Genomic DNA, 19,854 nt, shown 5'->3' with positions numbered 1-19,854 from the left:
CGTCAGTCAGTCGAGCAGTCCGGGTAGCCAATTGACCATGACCGGCCAGGCGAACATCAGCCCCAGCACCATGACTTCGATCACGATGAAGGGGAATGCCGCGCGATAGATTTGCGCCAGCGGCGTGCCGCGCGGTGCCGCGCCCTGCATGACCATCAGAAGAATGCCGAATGGCGGCGTCAACAACCCGATTTCGATCGCGACCAGCATCATGAGGCCGAGCCAGATCGTGTCGATATTCGCAGCCGCCGCCAGCGGCATGAAGAACGGCAGCGTCACGAGCATCATCGACACCTGATCGATGACGCAGCCCAGTAGCAGCAGCAACCCCAGCATCGCCAGCACCAGCATGTCGGGGCTCAAACGAAGGCTGCCAATGACCTCGGTAACGCCCGTCGTGACGCCGGAAAACGACAATATCTGCGAAAACGTAGTGGAGGCGGCAATGATGAAAAGAATGGAAACCGATACTTTCGCAGTTTCGAGAAGCGAGGTCTTCAAGGTCTTCAGGCTGAGCGCACCATAGCACGCGGTCGCGACGAGCGAGGCAACCGCGCCGAGCGCGGAGGCTTCGGTCGGCGTGGCCAGGCCGCTCAACATGCCACCGATAACCGCGACGAAGATCAGCGACAGAGGCATGACGTCTCGAATGAAAGGCCAGTAGCGCTCGCGGAAGCTGCCGCCGGAATGAATCTGCTCCCGAGGCGCCACATGCGGCCATAGCCAGCAGATCGCGAGGATGTATAGGAGGAAGCCGAGACTCATCAGCAGACCCGGCACGATGCCGCCGATCAGCAGCTTGGAAATCGAAATTCCGGACAGACTGCCGAGCATCACCGCCAGCGCCGACGGCGGAATAAGCACGGCAATGCCGCCGACCGCCATGACAGGGCCGAACGAAAGCGTTGGGCTGTAACCGCGGCGCAGCATGTCCGGAGACAACGTGCCGCCGAGCAGCGCCGTATTGGCGATGGACGAGCCGGACAAAGCGGCGAAGACCGTGCCGCCTGCCAGAGATACGACCGCGAGCCGCGCGGGCACACGCTGCAAAAGACGATCGATGGCATTGATCGAGCGGTAGGCCACGCCGGTGTGGAACAGGATTTCGCCCATCATCACGAAAAGCGGGATCGGCAATAGCGCGAACGAGTTCACCGAAACGCCGGTGTTGCGCACGAGCTGTTCCAGCCCCGCTTCGCCGCCGAGAAACACCCAGGCACCCGCCAGGTTGACGCCGAAAAAGGCGAGCGTCACCGGCATCCCGATGGCGAACAGCAGGAACAGGAACGATCCCAGCCCCAATCCGGCGAGCGCCCAGCTCATGGCAGGGCCTCGCGCTTTGCGAGGAAGCGTCCGACAAACTCGACCGTGCAAAGCGCGAAGCAGAACACGATCGGCGTCGTCAGGTACCACTCGGGGAACACCAGATTCTTGAACACCATCGAGCCGTCGGCATAGCTGCCGAGCAGCACGCGAAGCGCCTCATAGAGCAGGATCGCGGAGATGATCAGGCCAGCCCCATCGCAGGTTCGCGCCAAGGCGCGTTGGGCCGACGCAGACAGATTGGTCACGATGATGTCGATGTTGACGTGGCCGTGGTGGTGCAACACCCATGGCGCGCCGACAAAGGTCGCGAACGTCAACAGATACTCCGTCACCTCGTTGACCCAGGCCAGATTGGCAAGACGGAAACTTCGGGTCGCAATATCCGCGCTCACCAGGACGACAATGGCGCCCAAGAGAAGCGCCGATAACAAGCCGCAAAGATCGAAAATCGTTGTCAGCGCGGAATGGGGACGCGTATGCGAGGGTGAACTGGCCATACTCGATTTTCCGCGGCGGTTGATCGACCACGCTTTCGACGATTTATTTTAAGCATAAAATAACGGGGCAGCAAGCATTTGGCTGCCCTTTCGTCGGTCACCTGTTGCTGATTTGCGCGGCGTTGCGATGCCCGCACGTGCATATGTGAACGCCCGGTGGCTTAACCGACCGGCCGCTCGTCCGCGATCACCTTGCCGTCATTCGGCAGCGAGCCGGGCGAAACCAGCCTCACCTCGCCGCGCAGTTTGGTCACCGATTGCAGTGTCGCAGCGACCGCTTCGGCGAGCGCAGCGTCAGAGCCCGCCGCCTCGGCCAGCAGCGTCATGGTGTCCTGCTCAGCCTCGCGGCCAACCACCAGGCGCAACCGCTTCAGCTCGGCATGCCGCGCACCGACCTCGGCCACCTGCTTGGGATGCACGAACATGCCCTTTACCTTGGCGGTCTGATCGGCACGACCCAACCAGCCTTTGATGCGATGATTGGTGCGGCCGCACGGCGACAGACCCGGCAGGATCGCCGACAGGTCGCCGGTGGCGAGCCGGATCATGGGGTAATCCGGGTTGAACGAAGTGACGACCACCTCCCCGACTTCGCCGTCGGCAACCGGATCGCCGGTACCGGGCCGCACGATCTCGAGCATGAGGTGTTCGTTGACGACCATCCCCTGCATTGCGTCGGTCTCATAGGCGATGACGCCAAGTTCCGCAGTCGCGTAGCACTGGACCACGGCCACCCCGCGCGAACGCAACTCCTCGCGCAGCGAGCCCGGCAGCGCCGCGCCCGAAACGAGGCCGCGCTTGATCGAGGAAGCGTCCTTGCCCGTCTTCTGCGCGGTATCGAGCAGGATCTTCAGAAAATCCGGCGTGCCGATATAGGCCGATGGCCGGTAATGCGCGATGGCCTCAAGCTGCTGCTCGGTATTGCCGATGCCGCCGGGAATAACGGCGCAGCCGAGCTTGTGCGCGCCCGACTCGAGGATGAAGCCGCCGGGCGTCAGGTGATAAGCAAACGAGTTATGGACGATATCGCCCTCGCGCATGCCGGCAGCGAAGCAGGCCCGCGCGGCGCCCCACCAGTCATCGCCATGACATTCCGGCTCGAAGATCGGCCCCGGCGACATCAGCAGACGCTTGGCCCTGCCCGGCGGCGTGACGTTCAGGCCCCCGAACGGCGGATACTCTTTCTGTAGCGCGACGATGTCGGATTTGCGCAGCACCGGCAGCTTTGCCAGGGTCTCGCGCGAGGTGACATGCCGGACGTCGACGCCGGCCAAATGCTTGGCCCAACCCGGCGCCTTCATCGCGTGAGCGATAATGCCATGCAGGACAGCGAACTGTTCGCTGTCGCGCAGCGCCGCGCCGCGGGTTTCGAGATGGTCGTAGTGGTCGGGCATTGAACTCACTCCGTCATGCCCGGCCTTGTGCCGGGCATCTACGCCTTACTGAACTTCCACGCCGCAAGACGTGGATGGCCGGGACAAGCCCGGCCATGACAATTGATAGGCTGCGGCGATGAATGTTCACGCCAGCCACCGCTTGCGCCGGCGATAGTGCTTGCCCTCGCGGAACGACTTGCGGCGGCCTTCGGAGATGCCGAGGTAGAATTCCTTGACGTCTTCGTTCTCGGTGAGCGATTTGGCCTCGCCGTCCATCACCACGCGGCCGTTCTCGAGGATGTAGCCGTAAGTGGCGTATTTCAGCGCCATGTTGGTGTTCTGTTCGGCGAGCAGGAAGGACACACCCTCTTTCGCGTTCAGATCCTTCACGATCTCGAAGATTTCCTCGACGATCTGCGGCGCCAGCCCCATCGACGGCTCGTCGAGCAGGATCATCTTCGGTTTCGACATCAAGGCGCGGCCAACTGCGCACATCTGCTGCTCGCCGCCCGAGGTATAGCCGGCCAGCGAGCTGCGACGCTCGCGAAGACGCGGGAAATAGGCATAGACCTTTTCCATGTCGCGCTTGATCGCCGCGCCGCCGTCGCGCCGGGTAAAAGCGCCGGTCAGCAGATTTTCCTCGATCGACAGATGGCCGAAGCAGTGCCGGCCTTCCATCACCTGGATGCAGCCGCGCCGCACCAGATCGTTCGGCGACTGGTCCTGCACCTCGGCGCCGTCGAAAATGATGGAGCCCTTGGTGACGTCGCCGCGCTCGGCGTGCAGCAAATTGGAAATCGCCTTCAGCGTCGTGGTCTTGCCGGCGCCATTGGCGCCGAGCAGCGCCACGATGCCGCCCTTCGGCACTTCGAGCGACACGCCCTTGAGCACCAGAATGACGTGATCGTAGATCACCTCGATATTGTTCACGGAGAGGATGTTCTCCGTCGCGGGGGTGGGCGCTGTGCTTTCGGCGATCGACATGGGTGTTCCTCTTTACCCTCCCCCTTGTGGGGAGGGTCGGCGAGCGTAGCGAGCCGGGGTGGGGGTCAATGCGATATCGATCACCCCCACCCCGCTCACCTCACTCCGTTCGGCGAGCGACCCTCCCCACAAGGGGGAAGGTAAGAGTCCTCACGACGACTTGTCGCAGGGCTCCGTACGCTTCGGCCAGCCGGTGTTGGACTCAACGTAAGCCTTGGCCGCCGACTCGATCAGCGGACGAACCTTGTCCTTGATCGGCTCCATCCAATCCGACGACTTCACCCACTTGGTGCCGTCCCAGGTGGCCATGAAGACCTTGTGATGGCCGTTGTGGTCGGTGCAGGACGTGCGCACCGGCGCGGCAAAGCCCGCGGCGCCCATTTCCTTGAGACGCGCCTCGGTGACGTTGAGCTGCTCGAGACCACGCCGCACGTCTTCGCCGGTCACGACCTTCTTGCCGGTGATCTGCTGCGCAGTGCGGATCGCTTCCGCGATCAGCATCGAGTTGTAGACGCCGCGGTTATAGAGGTTCTCGCCGACCTTTTCCTTCTGGACCTGGCTCTTGCCCTTGTCGACCACGAACTTCTGGATGTCCTTGATGACCGGGAAGTCGGTGCCTACAGCGTGGAAGTCGAGCGACGAGTAGCCCTTGGCTCCGTCGCCGGCCGGCCGCGCGTCGTCATCGCCACCCGACCACCAGACACCGATGAGCTTGTTCATCGGGAAGTTGATCTTGGCGGCTTCCTTCACGGCCGTCGGGTTCATGGCGCCCCAGCCCTGCAGGTAGATCCAGTCCGGACGATCGCGGCGCACATTGAGCCACAGCGAGGACTGGTTCTGCATCTCGGAGGCCGGCACCGGGTACAGCTTCAGTTCGAAGCCATATTCCTTGGCGAGCGCCTCGAGCAGCGGGATCGGCTCCTTGCCGTAAGGCGCGTCGAGATGGACGAGGCCGAGCTTCTTGCCCTTGAGCTTGTCGAAGCCACCTTCCTTCTGCGCCGCGTATTTCACGAACACCGAGGCGCCGTCCCAATAGGTGACCGGCGGGTTGAACACCCACGGGAAGTTGGTGCCGTCAGCCGAAGCCGACAGGCCGTAGGCCATCGACAGCACCGGGATCTTGTCGACCGCGGCCTTCGGAATGAGCTGCAGCGTGATGCCAGTCGAGTAGGGATTGGTGATGACCGGCTTCTTACCCTTCGAGGCTTCGTAGCACTCGACGCCCTTCTTGGTGTCGTAGCCGGTTTCGCACTCCTCGATCTGCAGCTTGACGCCGCCGATGCCGCCATCACGCTCGTTGAGCATGGTGAGGTAGTCCGACATGCCGTTGGCAATCGGAATGCCGGAGCCGGCGAACGGGCCGGTGCGATAGGTGAACAGCGGTACGTAGATGGTGTCCTGCGCCTGCGCGGGGCGCGCATCGAAGGCGCCTCCGATCAACGCCGCAATGGCAGCGCCGAGTACGAGATGCTTCTTCCGCATCGTCTTTCCTCCTTTGTTTCCCTCCGAGGCCCGCGGCGGTTGCCGCGGCTCGTCTTATGGGCCCCGGACGGGGCTGTTTCCGGCCCCGTTCCCGGGGCGGAATTGGAAGCGATTGTGCGCCCTCAATAGGGGAAAGGCCACACCCGCAATTTCTGCTTTCCGATCTGCCAGAGCCGCGCCAGGCCATGCGGTTCGACGATCAGGAAGACGACGATCAGCGCGCCGACAATGATGAAGGTCAGATGCTCGACGGTGGCGGCATGCAGCGGCACGCCGAGTTCCGCCGGCACGAAGCGCAGAATAATCGGCAGGATATAGATCAACGCCGCGCCGAAGAACGAGCCGATCAGGCTTCCGAGCCCGCCGATGATGACCATGAAGAGGATGGTGAAACTCTGGTTGATGTTGAACACCTCGGCTTCGGCACCGCCGTACCACAGGAACACCATCATCGCGCCGGCCACGCCGCAGTAGAACGACGACACCGCGAAGGCGAGCAGCTTGGTATTGAGCAGGCGGATGCCGATCAGCTCGGCGGCGATGTCCATGTCGCGCACCGCCATCCACATCCGGCCGATGCGGCCGCGGATAAGATTGGAAGCAAGCCAGGTCATGACGATCACGATCGCCAGCACGATCATGTAACGCGTGAACGGCGTCGAATTCGGTCCGGTGATCGGGATATCGAAAAGTGTGTGCTGCGGCACCTCGATCGCGCCGGAGACGTTGTAATTGTACAGCCACGGCACGCGGATGAAGCACCAGGACAGGAAGAACTGCGCGGCGAGCGTCGCCACCGCGAGATAGAAGCCCTTGATGCGCAGCGACGGCAGGCCAAACAGAACGCCGACCGCGGCTGAGAAGAAGCCCGAACACACGATCCAGACGATGATGTTCACGTCCGGGAAGACCGAGGTCAGCTTGTAGCAGGCATAGGCGCCGACCCCCATGAAGGCACCGGTGCCGAGCGACAGCAGCCCCGTATAACCGGTAAGCAGATTAAGCCCGATGGTGGCGAGCGCGAACACCAGGAACGGGATCATCACCGCCTGCAGCAGGAAGTCATTGCCGAACAGCGGAATTACGACAGCGGCAATGAGAATGATGGCGACGATGCCAATCCGATCCTGCAGGATCGGAAACACCGCCATGTCCTTGGTGTAGTCGGTTTTGAACTGGCCGGCCTCGCGGTACAGCATGACTACTCTTTCTCGACCATGATCTTATCCGAAAACCGGCATCCACTTTTCGGGATCATGGTCATATCCGTTCGATGATCTTCTCGCCGAACAGGCCCTGTGGCCGGTACAGCAGGAACAGGAGCGCGATGAAGTAGGCGAGCCAGCTTTCGATGCCGGAGCCGAGCAGCGGGCCCCAATAAAATTCGCCGAGCTTCTCGCCGATGCCGATGATGAGTCCGCCAACGATGGCGCCGGGGATCGAGGTGAAGCCGCCGAGGATCAGCACCGGCAATGCCTTGAGCGCGATGATCTGCAGCGCAAAGGACACTTCCGAGCGCGCGCCCCACATGATGCCGGTCGCCAGCGCCACGACGCCGGCGGCGAACCAGACGATCACCCAGATCTGCTCCAGCGAGATGCCGACCGAGAGCGCCGCCTTGTGGCTGTCGGCGACGGCGCGCAGCGCGCGGCCGACTCGGGTTTTCTGGAAGAACACGGCGAGCGTCGCGACCATCACCGAGGCGATGACGGTGGCGGCAATGTCAATCTTCTGCAGCGAGACGAAGCCACCAAGCATGTTGACGTCAATCGTACCCTTGGGCAGGCCAAGTTCACTCGCGATCATGACCTTCGGATTGCCGCCGAACACCAGTTCGCCGAGACCGATCAGGAAGTAAGTGAGGCCGAAAGTGGCCATGAACAGGATGATGTCGGGCTGGTTGACCAGCGGTCGCAGCATCAGCCGTTCAACGCCAACCGCTAGAGCGAACATCACCGCGACAGTGATGGCGAGCGCGATGTAGGCCGGCACGCCCTTCTCGTGAAGCCCGACCAATGTCAGCGCCGCGAACACGACCATGATGCCCTGGGCAAAGTTGAAGACGCCGGAGGCCTTGAAGATCAGCACGAAGCCGAGCGCGATCAGGGCATAGAGCACGCCGGCGACCAGGCCGTCCCACAAGGTCTGCACCAGCAGATCCGGCGCCGCGCCCATCTGCACGAAGGGGTCGATGAATATCTGGTAGAGGATGTTCATCATCCGCCCCTAATGCGCCACGCCGAGATAAGCATCGATCACCGCCTGATTGCGCTTGACCTCGTCCGGCGTGCCGTCGGCGATCTTCTCGCCATGGTCGAGCACGACGACGCGATCCGACAGATCCATGACCACACCCATGTCATGCTCGATGAGCGCGATCGTGGTGCCGTAGTATTCGTTGACGTCGAGAATGAAGCGCGACATGTCTTCCTTCTCTTCGAGGTTCATGCCGGCCATCGGTTCGTCTAGCAGCAACAGCTCCGGCTGCATCGCCAGCGCGCGGCCGAGTTCGACGCGCTTCTGCAGACCGTAAGGCAGACGGCCGACCGGCGTGCGGCGGATGTCCTGAATCTTGAGGAAGTCGATGATCTCCTCGACGAAGCGGCGGTGCTCGACCTCTTCGCGCACCGCCGGACCGTGGCGGAACAGCTGCCAGAAGAAGCTGACATTCATCTTCAGCGTGCGCCCGGCCATGATGTTGTCGAGCGCCGACATGCCGCGGAACAGCGCCACGTTCTGGAAGGTGCGGGCGATGCCGCCGGTGGCCGCCTCATAAGGGCGCATGCGGCTGCGTGTCTGACCCTTGAAGGTGATACGGCCCTGCTGCGGGTGATAGAAGCCGTTGATGACGTTGAGCATCGACGTCTTGCCGGCGCCGTTCGGGCCGATGATGGCGCGTATCTCGCCTTGCCGGATGTCAAACGACACGCCGCTGATCGCCTTGACGCCGCCAAAGGCCAGCGACACGTCCTCGACCGAGAGTAGCACCTCGCCGATACGGGCCTTCGGTGAATCGTCGGGCGCTCTCATGCCGCCTTCTCCATCGCGGCGGCCGCAGGCTCGACCTTCATGTCGCGTATCTTGACGCGGGCGCTGATGACGCCCTTGCGGCCGTCCTCGAACGTCACCTCAGTAGAGATGTCGGCCTCGTTCGAACCGTCATAGAGCGCAGTGATCAGCGGCGCGTAACGCTCGGCGACGAAGCCACGGCGAACTTTCTGCGTGCGCGTCAGTTCGCCGTCGTCGGCGTCGAGCTCCTTGTGCAGGACCAGGAAGCGCCTGATCTGCGCGCCGGCCATCATCTTGTCCTGGGCGAGCGAACGGTTCACCTCGGCGACATTCTTCTCCAACATTTCGTAGACCAAAGGATGGCCGGCAAGCTCCTGATACGAGGCATAAGCGACGTTGTTGCGCTCGGCCCAGGAGCCGACCGCCGTGAGATCGATGTTCAGCATCACCGTGACAAAGTCGCGGTCATCTCCGTAAGCGACCGCCTCGCGAATATTGGGGAAGAACTTGAGCTTGTTCTCGATGTATTTCGGCGCAAACAAAGTTCCGTCCTTGAGCTTCCCCACGTCCTTGGCGCGATCGATGATCTTGAGCTGCCCGGTCTTGTCGTCGAAGAAGCCGGCATCGCCGGTCTTCACATAGCCGTCCGGCGTCATCACCTCGGCAGTCTTGGCGTCGTCCCGGAAGTAACCGGTGAACATCCCGGGCGACTTGAACAGCACCTCGCCATTGTCGGCGATGCGGATGTCGACATGCGGGGCGGCCGGACCGACCGTGTCGGAATAGATGGCGCCGTCGGGCTGGCAGGTGACGTAGAGGAAGGCCTCGGTCTGGCCGTAGAGCTGCTTCAGGTTGAGGCCGATCGAGCGATAGAAGGCGAACAGGTCCGGCCCGATCGCCTCGCCCGCGGTGTAGGCCGTGCGCACGCGGGTGAAACCGAGCACGTTCTTCAGCGGGCCGTAGACCAGAAGATTGCCGATGCCGTAGAGGATGCGTCCTTTGAGCGGCACGCTTTGGCCGTTGAGGATGCGTTCGCCATATTGCCGGGCAACGCCGATGAAATAGTGGAAGATCCTGCGCTTGAGCGGGCTTGCATCTTCCATGCGGATCATGACGCGAGTCAGCAAAGCTTCGAGCGTGCGGGGCGGCGCGAAATAGAAGGTAGGTCCGATCTCCCGCAGGTCGGCCATCGCGGTCTCGGCGTTCTCCGGACAGGCCATACAAAAGCCGGCCACCATGCCCTGGGCGAAATTGAGGTAGTGGTCGCCGACCCAGGCCAGCGGCAGATAGGCCAGCGCAACGTCGTTCTCGTCGAGATGGTCGAAATTCACCGTGTCGGTCGCGGCGGCGATCGAGCGCTCGCCCGACAGCACAACGCCCTTGGAGGTGCCGGTGGTGCCCGACGTATAGAGGATGATCGACGGATCGGAACCCCTGGTCGCGGCGATCTCGCCGTCGAGCCAGGCTCCGAGCTTGGCGTCGGCGGCCAGCGCCTTGCGGCCGTCGGCGATGATGTCGTCCATCGAACGCAGGCGGGCGTGGTCATAATCACGCAGGCCCCGCGGCTCGTCATAGAACATCCATGCGAGGTTCGGCAGCCGCTCCAGCACCGACTGGATTTTGTCGACCTGTTCCTGGTCTTCGACTGCAGCGAAGCGCACGTCGGCATGCTTGAGCACAAAGGCCAGTTCGTCGGCGACCGCGTCGGCATAGACCGGGACCGGGACGGCGCCGAGCGTCTGGGCCGCCAGGATCGACCAATAGAGCTTCGGACGGTTGGAGCCGACGATGGCGATGGTGTCGCCGCGCTTGAGACCGAGCCGCGACAGACCGACCGCATAGGCGCGAACGATGTCGAGCGTTTCGCTCCAGCTCCAGCTTTGCCAGATGCCGAGATCCTTGTGACGCATGGCCGGCCGCGCCGCGAATTCGACGGCGTTACGGACCAGCAGCTTCGGAAACGTATCTGCGCGCGCGGCGTTATTCGCCACAGCCAACCCTCCCAAAGACCGCGCGCTTGTCATCGCCGCGGCCGCATTTCCCCTCGCGCCCCTATTTGGGCCGTCTTGATTTCCGTCGATATGAAAACACCGCCCGATGCCGGTCAAGCCCGAGGGGCTCCGGTATTGGGCTGCGGGATGTGCTTAAACCGTTCCGCAGCCTTGCGAAGTTCTCTTGTTTCGACTGTCGTCTTTGCATTGCAGTGTGAAGCGAAACAGGCGTGCCGCAACAGGTCGCTTGACAGACAAGACCCCACCTTGTTGGCTATGTGTGCCGGGATGTCGACTCCCAATGTCGCACCGCACAATTTCGCACGAAGCAAATTCCGCTGCCGAAGCTCACGCACCGTAACGTGACAGCCGTTCCGTATCCAAAACCGTGATGCCGCCGTGCTCGACCCGCAGCAGACCCTTCTTCTCGAGAGTCTGCAGACTCTTGTTCGCCATCTGCCGCGACAGACCTGACAGCAGGCCAACTTCTTCCTGCGAGATCTCAAGATGCGGCGCCGGCTCGTGATACAGCACCGGATTAAACAGCCAGGCGATGCTGCGCGCGAGCCGCGCCGCCGCATCGAGGCTGCGGTCGTACTCAACAAAAGCGATGAACTGGCCAAGGCGCTCGTTGAGCTGGCGCACCAGAAGGCGATTAAAGCCGACGCTGTTCTCGAACAGCCACATGAAGGTTGCGCGCTCCATCAGCGCGAGGCGCGTGTCGCGCAGCGCGACAAGATCGTACTGACGGAGCTCGTTCTTGAGAACTGTGCCTTCGCCAAACCAGCCACCGGTCCGCATGCCGGCCAGCGTTATGGCTTTGCCGGAGCGAGAGATCGCGGCGACCTTCAGCAAGCCTTCCGAGACGCCGGTCCAGGCGTCGAAGCGGTCGCCGCGGTGAAAAACATAGCCGCCCTTGGCGTATGTCTTTTCGGCTATTCCGCGGCGCGCGCGCTCGAACTCTTGCTCAGGCAGCTCATGCGACCAGAACGCGATGCGCCGCAGATGATCGGCTGAAATCACGAGACAATGTCCTTCAGCAGCGGGCCTTCGGCTGTATGAAAAGCACTATGGCCCTGATCGAGCCCCCAACCAAGCGCCGCGCTCATTCGCACGCAGGACTGCGACAACTTTACTCCGCCGCTTTGAGGAAAGCCGTGGCGCCCGAGCGGAATTGCTCCCACAGGCCCTGCTCTTCCGCCTGCGCAATCTTCAGGTGGCGCGCCTTGACCGGGCCGTAACCGCGAATCTTCTCCGGGATCGAAGCAAGCGCCACCGCCGCCGGATAATTGGCCGGCGTCAGATCGGCGATCAGGGCGTCGAGCTTGTTCAGATATTCGCTCACCAGCCGGCGCTCGGTGCGCCGCTCCTCGGTATAGCCGAACGGATCGAGCGGCGTGCCGCGCAAGAATTTGAACTTCGCCAAAACGCCGAACGCCTTCAGCATCCACGGCCCGAACGTCATCTTCTTCGGCTCGCCGGTCGAAGGATCGTGCTTGGCCAGAAGCGGCGGCGCCAGATGGAATTCGAAACGCAAGTTGCCGGGTGCGAACTGGCCCTTCACGCGCTCGATGAAACCGGTATCGGTATAAAGCCGCGCGACTTCGTACTCGTCCTTGTAGGCCATCAGCTTGAACAGATAGCGGGCGACCGCTTCGGACAGCGCGCTCTGACCCGGCGCCTTCTCGGCTTCGGCGACCACGATCTTCTCGACCGCGGTGCGATAGCGCGCCGCGTAGCGCGCGCTCTGGTAGGCCGTGAGGAAAGCGACGCGGCGCTCCACCGTCTCCCCGAAGCTTTGCGACAGTTTCAGCGAGTCATTGTCTTCGGTCGGCGCCGGCGTGATGAGCTTCTCGAGCGCCACCGGATCGACCGCGGCTCTCCGGCCATAGCGGAAGGCCTGGATGTTCATCTTCACGGCCTCGCCGTTCATCTCGATCGCCTTCTCGATCGCCTCGGGCGACAACGGCAGCGCGCCGTTCTGATAGGCATAGCCGAGCATGAACATGTTGGCGCCGATCGAATTGCCGAGCAGGGCCGTCGCCAGACGCGAGGCATCGATGAAGTGACTGTTGTCGCGGCCGGCCGACGAGACGATGGCGCGCTTGAGGCGTTCGGTCGGCAGCGAGAAATCGGCGTTGCGGGTGAAGTCGCCGGGCAGGAATTCGGCGGTGTTGACGATCATCCTGGTATTGCCGGACTTCACCGCGCCCAGCACTTTCTTGTTGCCGACGACGACAATGTCGCCGCCCAGCACGAGGTCGGCGCCGGCGGCGGACACCCGGATGGCATGTATGTCGTCCGGGTTATTGGCGATGCGGATGTGGCTGTATACGGCGCCCCCCTTCTGGGCGAGGCCGGCCATGTCGATGATACCGACGCCCTTGCCTTCCAGATGCGCCGCCATGCCGATGATGGCGCCGATGGTGACGATGCCGGTGCCGCCGACGCCGGTGACGATGATGCCATAAGGATGATTGATCAGCGGCACGCTCGGCGACGGCAGTGCCGGCCAGTCGGCCGGCTCGGCGATTGCGTCGGCCTTCTTCGGCTTGGCGCCGTGCACCGTCACGAAAGACGGACAGAAGCCCTTTACGCAGGAGAAGTCCTTGTTGCAGCTCGACTGGTCGATGGTGCGCTTGCGGCCCCATTCGGTGGCGAGCGGCTGCACCGAGACGCAGTTCGACTTCACGCCGCAGTCGCCGCAGCCTTCGCAGACGAGGTCGTTGATGACGACGCGCTTGTCGGGATCGGGGAATGTGCCGCGCTTGCGGCGGCGGCGCTTCTCGGCGGCGCAAGTCTGGTCGTAGATCAGAATGGTGACGCCCGGCACCTCGGCGAGTTGCCGCTGCAGCAGGTCGAGTTCGTCGCGGTGATGCAGCGTCAGGCCCTTCGGCCAGTCCGTGTCTTTCGGATATTTCCACGGCTCGTCGGAGACGACGACGACACGTTTGGCGCCTTCGGCGGCGACCTGCGCGGCGATCTGCGGCACGGTCAGCCCGCCTTCATGGTGCTGGCCGCCGGTCATCGCCACCGCATCGTTGTAGAGAATCTTGTAGGTCATGGTCACGCCGGACGCGATGGCGGCGCGGATAGCGAGATAGCCGGAGTGATTGTAGGTGCCGTCGCCGAGGTTCTGGAATACGTGGTCGCGCTTCGAGAACGGCGCCTCGCCGATCCAGTTGACGCCCTCGCCGCCCATCTGCGTGAAGCCGAGCGTCTTGCGGTCCATCCACTGCGCCATGAAGTGGCAGCCGATGCCGGCATAGGCGCGCGAGCCTTCCGGTACGCGAGTCGAGGTATTATGCGGACAGCCTGAACAGAAATAGGGAATGCGCACAGCGACGTCGCCGGTTTCCGCCAGCGCGCGCTGCGCGCCCTTCAGCCGTGCCACATGCGCGGCGATCTCGTCATTGGCGCCGATGTGCTTGAGCACGCGCTCGCCGATGCAGATTGCAATATCGTTGGGATCGAGCGCGCCCTTGACCGGGAACAGCCAGTTGCCGCTCTCGTCCTTCTTGCCGATGCAGATCGGTTGGTTCGGCATGCCGTACAGCTCTTCGCGCACCTGCACCTCGATGAGCGAACGCTTTTCCTCGACGACGATGATGAGGTCGAGGCCGCGGGCGAAGTCGACCAGTTCCTCGCGCGGGATCGGCCACGGGCAACCGATCTTGAACAGGCGGATGCCGAGGTCGTTGCACTTGATCTCGTCGATGCCGAGTTCGTCGAAGGCCTGACGGACATCGAGATAGGATTTGCCGGTGGAGATAATGCCGATCTTCGGCGCGCGGCCGCCGGTCGTGATTATCTTGTTGATCTTGTTGGCGCGCACGAAGGCGAGCATAGCGTCGCGCTTGTAGTCGTGCAGACGCGCTTCCTGACCGAGGATGGTATCGGCGAGGCGGATATTGAGGCCGCCTTCGGGCATGGCGAAGTCGGTCGGCGTCACGATCTGAAGGCGCTCGAGGCTGCCGTCGATGACGCCGGTCGACTCGACCGTGTCGTGCATGCACTTGAGCGCGGTCCAGCAGCCGGTGTAACGCGACATCGCCCAGCCGAGCTGAGCGTAATCGACAATTTCCTGAACGCCGGCCGGGTTCAGGATCGGGATCATCACGTCGACGAAATGGAATTCAGACTGGTGCGCCGTGGTCGAGGATTCCGCGGTGTGGTCATCGCCCATCAGGGCCAGCACGCCGCCATGCTTCGATGAGCCGGCAAGATTGGCGTGGCGGAAAACGTCACCGGAGCGATCGACACCGGGGCCTTTGCCGTACCACAGGCCGAACACACCATCGAACTTGCCTTCGCCGCGCAGCTCGGCCTGCTGGGTGCCCCATAGCGCGGTGGCGGCAAGTTCCTCATTGAGCCCAGGCTGGAACTGGACGTCGGCAGCGGCCAGGTGCTTGCCGGCGCGCATGAACTGCTGGTCGAGGCCGCCGAGCGGCGACCCGCGATAACCGGTCAGGAAACCGCCGGTGTTGAGCCCGGCGCGGCGGTCGCGCTCCTTCTGCATCAGGATGGCGCGGATCAGGGCCTGGTAGCCGGTGACCAGGACATGCGTCTGGTTCAGGTCGTATTTATCATCGAGGCTCACCGGTCGGAGCGTCATTGAATGGCCTCCCGCCGGGCCTTCCGGCCCACGCCGTCACTGGCTTGAATACGATACCGGCTGCGCACGACATTCATATAGGCACTTGATGCGATAGGCAAAACCGATCCAGCCAGCCTATCCCCCGGAACATGCGGGTCAATTTCGTTGTCTCGCATGGCTCTAAAAGGAAATTTCCGCGACCCCGGCTGCGGCGCAGTTTTCGGCACGAAAGGCCGCGGTTTGACACACCTTGCACCCGGCAAGCCGCGTCCGGACCCGATCCTCGCTTGCCCGAATTGCGATGGTCTCGCCGGACCGCCGGACTACAACCGGAATGCCGGCCCCGTGCCTTTTGCAATGCTGCAAATTCCAGCCTCGATCGAGACCAGAAGCTCATGGCTGATCGCCGGCGTTGCGCTGACGACGCTGATGATGTCGTCCGGCGCCGCGTGGATCACCGCGGTCGGGCTCAAGGACATCGCCGCGGACGCCGGCGCGCGCTCGGTGCCCGCGCTTGCCAGTGCGCTTGCCTGGCTGGGCTCAGGCGTTGGCGGCATCATCCTCGGCCAGGTAGCCGATCGGGTGGGCACACGGTGGACGGTGGCCTGCGGCGCGCTGATGATCCTGGCTGGATTGTGGCTGTCGAGCCTCGGCCCATCCTGGCCACTGTGGATCGGCCACGGTCTGTTCATCGGCCTGATCGGGCTGGGCGGCATCAACGCGCCGCTCTACGTCTATGTCAGCCGCTGGTTCGACCGGCGGCGCGGGTCGGCGCTCGCGCTGATTTCGAGCGGCAACTATCTCGGCGGCGTGATGTGGCCGCCGCTGGTCGAGCACGCCATCTCGACGCATGGCTGGCGCGCGACGATGGAATGGTACGGCGTCCTCGAATGCCTTGTCGTCCTGCCGCTGGCGCTCATTTTCCTTCGCACTCCGCCCGATGCACCAAAAACCGCGGCCGTCGCCGCACCCGGCAATGCACCGGATCGGGTGATCGGCCTGCCACCGAACCTGGTATTCGCGACGATCTGCGGCGCCACGTTACTGTGCTGCATCCCGATGGCGATCCCGCACAGCCATCTGATCGCCTTCTGCACCGATCTGGGCGTTAGCCGAGCGACAAGTGCCGCGATGCTATCGGTGCTGCTCGGTTCGGCCTTTCTCACCCGCCAGTTCTGGGGCGTCATGGCCGATCGCGTTGGCGGGTTGCCGACCCTGCTCGCCGGCTCGGCCCTGCAATGCCTGTCGATGGTGGCGTTCCTGTTCACGCAAAGCGAAGCCGGCCTGTTCACCGTCGCCAGCCTGTTCGGCCTCGGTTACTCGGGCATCATACCGGCCTATATCCTGACGGTGCGCGAGCTGTTTCCGGCGAACGAAGCTTCGTGGCGCGTTCCGACCGTTCTCTTTTCGCTCGCCATCGGCATGGCCCTCGGTGGCTGGCTGGCCGGTGCGCTCTATGACAGCTTCGGCTATTACGCTCCGGCTTTCACCATTGGCATCGGCACCAACAGCCTCAACATTCTGATCGTCGGATTGCTCGTCACCAAACAGCGCGCCAGTTCCGCCCAGAGAAAAAGCTAGGACTGCGCGCTCCATAGTCAGGTACGTGCAACCGGTCCTCGATATTGCGACGCACTGTCACATTAATGCTTTGTGTTGCGCGCAAATGGCAGACGTATAAACTTTTACAAAAGGGTCGATCAAAAACGGGGGATTGCGATGGCGGGAGAAGCACTGGCCGCGGGTACGGCGGCCGTCCTGGGAGCGGTCGTGGCGGTGGCAGGCACCGCGCTCGTGATGTGGAAGTCGACCGCGGATCAGCGTACGAAATTCGTGACGCAGATCGAAACGCTCAACGCCAAAGTGGAGCGGACCAACGTCGCCATTGCCGACCTCGGCAAAGCATCCGCGAGCGGCGGCCCGGATATCGCCCTCGCCGGGCTCTCGGCCAAGCTCGATACCGCGAACAAATCGCTCGCCGCGCTGACCGCCAAGATCGACGCCACCGACAAGGCGCTTGCCGATATCAAGAAGGCCTCCGGCGGGGTCGGCGAACTCAAGACCGCGACGACCGCGCAGGAGCAGGCGCTGCAACGCATTGCGCTGTCGGTCGACAGCATCAAGGTCACGACCGAGGCGCAGAAAGCCGCCATCGCCTCCCTGAACATGTCGTCCACCACCGTCGCCAAGGACACCACGCAGGCGGAGACGGCGAAAGCGCCGGCCGAGCGCGAGTTGATCGTGGTCTATGTGCCGCAGGCGGCGGTTGCCGCTGCTGCTTCCGCCCCGCCCGGATTGTCAGTGCGCTTCGACCGGACCGCCAATGCGATTACCCAGACGCAGAAGCTGGCCGCCGATCTCAAGAAGATCATCGGCGACCGCAAGAGCTGCGTCGTGACGGTGGCCGGCTATGCCGACACGCTCGGCAGCGACAATGTCAATCTGGCCGTGTCGCGCGAGCGCGCGCAAGTCGTGGCCAACGGCCTGCGCAACGCCATGCCCGGCGTCGAGGTCAAGGAAGTCGCCTGGGGCGAACGCAGCCTTGCGGTGTGGACGCCCGACAACAAGGTCGAAATGGCCAACCGCCGCGTCGACGTCAACGTCGAATGCAAGTAGCCGAACCGTTCGTCCCCGCGCATAGCCGTTCGAAGAACGGCGTTCTTTCAGAACGCCTATGAGCGGGGACCCAGAATTCTAATCACTGGATTCCCGCTTACGCGGGAATGAACGGAGTTTGCGTCAGCGCCGAAAACACTTAGCCCTTCGTCGCCCCGAGCTTCCCCGACGTCTTCAGGATATAGGACAGCACCTCGGCCACCGCGCGATAGAGCTGTTCGGGGATTTCCTGATCCAGCGGCAATTTCGACAAAGCCGCGGCGAGCTGCGGATTTTCGATGAGCGGCACGCCGTGATGGCGCGCGATCTCCTGCATGCGTTCGGCCGTATCGCCCTGGCCCACGGCGGTGACACGTGGCGCCGTTTCATGGTCGTATTCCAGCGCCACCGCGAGCGGCGACTTCTGCGGAGGCTGGCCACTCATGAGGCGCGGTTCACGAACTGGCCTTGCGGCGCCGTGACCCTGGTCTGATCGTGACTGAGGCAATGCAGATCGCCCGGCTCCAGGCTAGCCTGCGCCAGCGCCGCCCGGAGCGAGCCGATGTCCTGCTGCAGGGCGGCGGCGCTTGCCGGCTTCTCCGCGACCATGGTTACGCTGGTCTTGCCGCCGATATGCGTCACACGCGCGCGCACGGGACCGATCGGCTCGATATCGACGGCGAAACGCACGCTGAGCACCGGCGCCTGGGCTTCGCGCTGCGGCGCATCGCGCTCGACCTGGACTTGCACGATGGTGGTGCCCTGCGGCGTCGCGAGCGGAATATCGAACACCAGGCGCACCGAGTGATCGTCGGGCGGATGCGACGGCTGCTGCGAGGCCGGCAGCGAGGCGATCTGCAGCATGACATGGCGGGCAATGGCCGCATCGGTTTGCGTCAGCATTGTCGTCGCCGCTTCGTGCAAGCTGGCGCCGGCGATCGTCGCTTGTATCGGAGGCTGCGCCACCGGCAGCGAGCCGCGGAATGGCGGCGGCAAGGGCGTGGCACGTTTGTCCGTCGGCACGCTGTCGACGCCAAGAAATCCCTTGAGCGCATCGCGCAAATTCTGCGTCGCCATCCTTACCGCAGCGTCGGCCATAGCCGCATCCGGTAGCAGGACGCCGAGCGGCAGCGCCGATGTCGCGCTGGGCAGTTGCGGCGTGGCAGCGAAGCGCAGACCGAGCAAGGCCTTGGCGGCGTTGCGGACCGTCTCGGGCAGATTGGGCTGCGCCAGCAGCGCATCGAGATTATCGGACAAAGGCTTCATGCCGTCCGCGCGCGCCGCCGCGGCGGCCGGGGCCGGGGCCGGGGCAAGAATCGTTTCGGTTTCCGACAGCATCGCCATCGCCGCCTGACGAACGCCCGGTTCCGCCACCACGGCAACCGCCTGCGGTGGCACCACGGCCGGCGCGCCGGGCGCCGGCGTTGCCGACGGCACTGCGAGGGACGCCGCAGAACTCGTCGCAACCGGCGCCGGGCCAGTATCAACCAGACTCTGCAGCACCGTGCGCAAATCCTGCAAAGCCGATTTGATATTGGCGGCGGGCGTCAGGCCCTTCGCCTGCACCGCTTCGAGAAACAGACCGGAGCGGCCGAGGGCCTGGCGCAATGTGCCGCCCTCAATCGCCGTGCTGGAGAGCCGCAGATTGAGCAGTGTCTGCGCGGCATTGCGCACCGCCTCGGGCAAATCGCTGCGGCCGATCAGTTCTGTAAGATTGGCAAAGAGGGGTGCCAGCCCGTTCTGACGCGCGGCCGCGGCGCTGAGCGCCTGCGACAGTGCGGCCATCAGAGGATCGAGCGGCGGCGCCTGGGTTCCGGTAGCGGAAGCCGCGGCAGCGGACGCAACGCCGCCCCCGCCATTGCCGACAACAACCGTCGGCTCCGGGCGCGCGCCGGTCGCGGCATAAGACAGGCCGGGCTGCACGGGCACGACGGACATCCAGGGGGCCCCATGATTCGGCAGTTATTTATTCTAGCCGATTTCACAGGGTCGCGCGC

Annotated in this window: 15 protein-coding genes; 2 read left to right on the top strand and 13 right to left on the bottom strand. The window is 63.6% G+C overall.

Annotation, left to right across the window (positions count from 1 at the left end; genetic code table 11):
- Positions 1-6: 6 nt before the first annotated feature.
- The 11 genes from E8Q40_RS05450 to E8Q40_RS05395 all read right to left on the bottom strand — a co-directional run bounded on the left by E8Q40_RS05450 (position 7) and on the right by E8Q40_RS05395 (position 15,280).
- Positions 7-1,323 carry a TRAP transporter large permease subunit gene (locus tag E8Q40_RS05450; protein ID WP_137043423.1) on the bottom strand — a complete coding sequence of 439 codons (1,317 nt, stop codon included), beginning with the start codon at positions 1,321-1,323 and terminating at the stop codon, positions 7-9.
- Positions 1,320-1,823 carry a TRAP transporter small permease gene (locus tag E8Q40_RS05445; RefSeq protein ID WP_137043422.1) on the bottom strand — a complete coding sequence of 168 codons (504 nt, stop codon included), beginning with the start codon at positions 1,821-1,823 and terminating at the stop codon, positions 1,320-1,322. Before E8Q40_RS05445 ends, E8Q40_RS05450 begins: the two co-directional genes overlap by 4 nt.
- A 161-nt stretch (positions 1,824-1,984) precedes the next feature.
- A complete protein-coding gene (locus E8Q40_RS05440) occupies positions 1,985-3,217 on the bottom strand; it encodes a phenylacetate--CoA ligase family protein (RefSeq protein WP_137043421.1) in 1,233 nt (410 codons plus the stop codon).
- Between the two features lie 126 nt (positions 3,218-3,343).
- Positions 3,344-4,183, bottom strand: coding sequence for an ABC transporter ATP-binding protein (locus tag E8Q40_RS05430; RefSeq protein WP_137043420.1), 840 nt, complete (start codon positions 4,181-4,183; stop codon positions 3,344-3,346).
- Positions 4,184-4,333: 150 nt separating this feature from the next.
- Positions 4,334-5,665 (bottom strand): ABC transporter substrate-binding protein, encoded by a 1,332-nt coding sequence (locus tag E8Q40_RS05425; protein WP_137043419.1) that lies wholly within the window; start codon positions 5,663-5,665, stop codon positions 4,334-4,336.
- A gap of 122 nt (positions 5,666-5,787) precedes the next feature.
- The gene (locus E8Q40_RS05420; protein WP_137043418.1) at positions 5,788-6,864 is read right to left on the bottom strand and encodes a branched-chain amino acid ABC transporter permease; all 1,077 of its coding nucleotides are present in this window, start codon (positions 6,862-6,864) and stop codon (positions 5,788-5,790) included.
- 61 nt (positions 6,865-6,925) lie between these two features.
- On the bottom strand, positions 6,926-7,882 hold the full coding sequence (locus E8Q40_RS05415; RefSeq protein WP_205995774.1) for a branched-chain amino acid ABC transporter permease: 957 nt from the start codon (positions 7,880-7,882) through the stop codon (positions 6,926-6,928).
- Between the two features lie 9 nt (positions 7,883-7,891).
- Positions 7,892-8,695, bottom strand: coding sequence for an ABC transporter ATP-binding protein (locus E8Q40_RS05410; RefSeq protein ID WP_137043417.1), 804 nt, complete (start codon positions 8,693-8,695; stop codon positions 7,892-7,894).
- On the bottom strand, positions 8,692-10,698 hold the full coding sequence (locus tag E8Q40_RS05405; protein ID WP_205995697.1) for an AMP-binding protein: 2,007 nt from the start codon (positions 10,696-10,698) through the stop codon (positions 8,692-8,694). Before E8Q40_RS05405 ends, E8Q40_RS05410 begins: the two co-directional genes overlap by 4 nt.
- 315 nt (positions 10,699-11,013) lie before the next feature.
- On the bottom strand, positions 11,014-11,688 hold the full coding sequence (locus E8Q40_RS05400; protein ID WP_137043415.1) for a Crp/Fnr family transcriptional regulator: 675 nt from the start codon (positions 11,686-11,688) through the stop codon (positions 11,014-11,016).
- A 109-nt stretch (positions 11,689-11,797) separates the two neighbouring features.
- Positions 11,798-15,280 (bottom strand): indolepyruvate ferredoxin oxidoreductase family protein, encoded by a 3,483-nt coding sequence (locus E8Q40_RS05395; protein ID WP_137043414.1) that lies wholly within the window; start codon positions 15,278-15,280, stop codon positions 11,798-11,800.
- A 222-nt stretch (positions 15,281-15,502) separates the two neighbouring features.
- Here E8Q40_RS05395 and E8Q40_RS05390 point away from each other — a divergent pair, with 222 nt between their 5' ends.
- Together E8Q40_RS05390 and E8Q40_RS05385 are read left to right on the top strand one after the other, a co-directional pair.
- Positions 15,503-16,843 carry an MFS transporter gene (locus E8Q40_RS05390; RefSeq protein WP_168197742.1) on the top strand — a complete coding sequence of 447 codons (1,341 nt, stop codon included), beginning with the start codon at positions 15,503-15,505 and terminating at the stop codon, positions 16,841-16,843.
- A gap of 138 nt (positions 16,844-16,981) precedes the next feature.
- Complete coding sequence (locus E8Q40_RS05385) at positions 16,982-17,878, top strand: OmpA family protein (protein WP_137043412.1); 897 nt, start codon at positions 16,982-16,984, stop codon at positions 17,876-17,878.
- A gap of 139 nt (positions 17,879-18,017) precedes the next feature.
- Here E8Q40_RS05385 and E8Q40_RS05380 read toward each other — a convergent pair whose 3' ends face one another.
- Together E8Q40_RS05380 and E8Q40_RS21900 are read right to left on the bottom strand one after the other, a co-directional pair.
- A complete protein-coding gene (locus tag E8Q40_RS05380) occupies positions 18,018-18,302 on the bottom strand; it encodes an EscU/YscU/HrcU family type III secretion system export apparatus switch protein (RefSeq protein ID WP_137043411.1) in 285 nt (94 codons plus the stop codon).
- Positions 18,299-19,795, bottom strand: coding sequence for a flagellar hook-length control protein FliK (locus tag E8Q40_RS21900; protein ID WP_168197741.1), 1,497 nt, complete (start codon positions 19,793-19,795; stop codon positions 18,299-18,301). Before E8Q40_RS21900 ends, E8Q40_RS05380 begins: the two co-directional genes overlap by 4 nt.
- Positions 19,796-19,854 lie beyond the last annotated feature (59 nt).

The organism is Pseudolabrys sp. FHR47 (assembly GCF_005153485.1).
GTDB lineage: Bacteria > Pseudomonadota > Alphaproteobacteria > Rhizobiales > Xanthobacteraceae > Pseudolabrys.
This window is presented reverse-complemented; position numbering and strand designations above follow the sequence as displayed.

Coding starts and splice junctions, on each gene's coding strand:
- E8Q40_RS05450 (WP_137043423.1), bottom strand. CDS start 1,323: ATGAGCTGGGCGCTCGCCGGATTGGGGCTGGGATCGTTCCTGTTCCTG.
- E8Q40_RS05445 (WP_137043422.1), bottom strand. CDS start 1,823: ATGGCCAGTTCACCCTCGCATACGCGTCCCCATTCCGCGCTGACAACG.
- E8Q40_RS05440 (WP_137043421.1), bottom strand. CDS start 3,217: ATGCCCGACCACTACGACCATCTCGAAACCCGCGGCGCGGCGCTGCGC.
- E8Q40_RS05430 (WP_137043420.1), bottom strand. CDS start 4,183: ATGTCGATCGCCGAAAGCACAGCGCCCACCCCCGCGACGGAGAACATC.
- E8Q40_RS05425 (WP_137043419.1), bottom strand. CDS start 5,665: ATGCGGAAGAAGCATCTCGTACTCGGCGCTGCCATTGCGGCGTTGATC.
- E8Q40_RS05420 (WP_137043418.1), bottom strand. CDS start 6,864: ATGCTGTACCGCGAGGCCGGCCAGTTCAAAACCGACTACACCAAGGAC.
- E8Q40_RS05415 (WP_205995774.1), bottom strand. CDS start 7,882: ATGAACATCCTCTACCAGATATTCATCGACCCCTTCGTGCAGATGGGC.
- E8Q40_RS05410 (WP_137043417.1), bottom strand. CDS start 8,695: ATGAGAGCGCCCGACGATTCACCGAAGGCCCGTATCGGCGAGGTGCTA.
- E8Q40_RS05405 (WP_205995697.1), bottom strand. CDS start 10,698: ATGACAAGCGCGCGGTCTTTGGGAGGGTTGGCTGTGGCGAATAACGCC.
- E8Q40_RS05395 (WP_137043414.1), bottom strand. CDS start 15,280: ATGACGCTCCGACCGGTGAGCCTCGATGATAAATACGACCTGAACCAG.
- E8Q40_RS05385 (WP_137043412.1), top strand. CDS start 16,982: ATGGCGGGAGAAGCACTGGCCGCGGGTACGGCGGCCGTCCTGGGAGCG.
- E8Q40_RS05380 (WP_137043411.1), bottom strand. CDS start 18,302: ATGAGTGGCCAGCCTCCGCAGAAGTCGCCGCTCGCGGTGGCGCTGGAA.
- E8Q40_RS21900 (WP_168197741.1), bottom strand. CDS start 19,795: ATGTCCGTCGTGCCCGTGCAGCCCGGCCTGTCTTATGCCGCGACCGGC.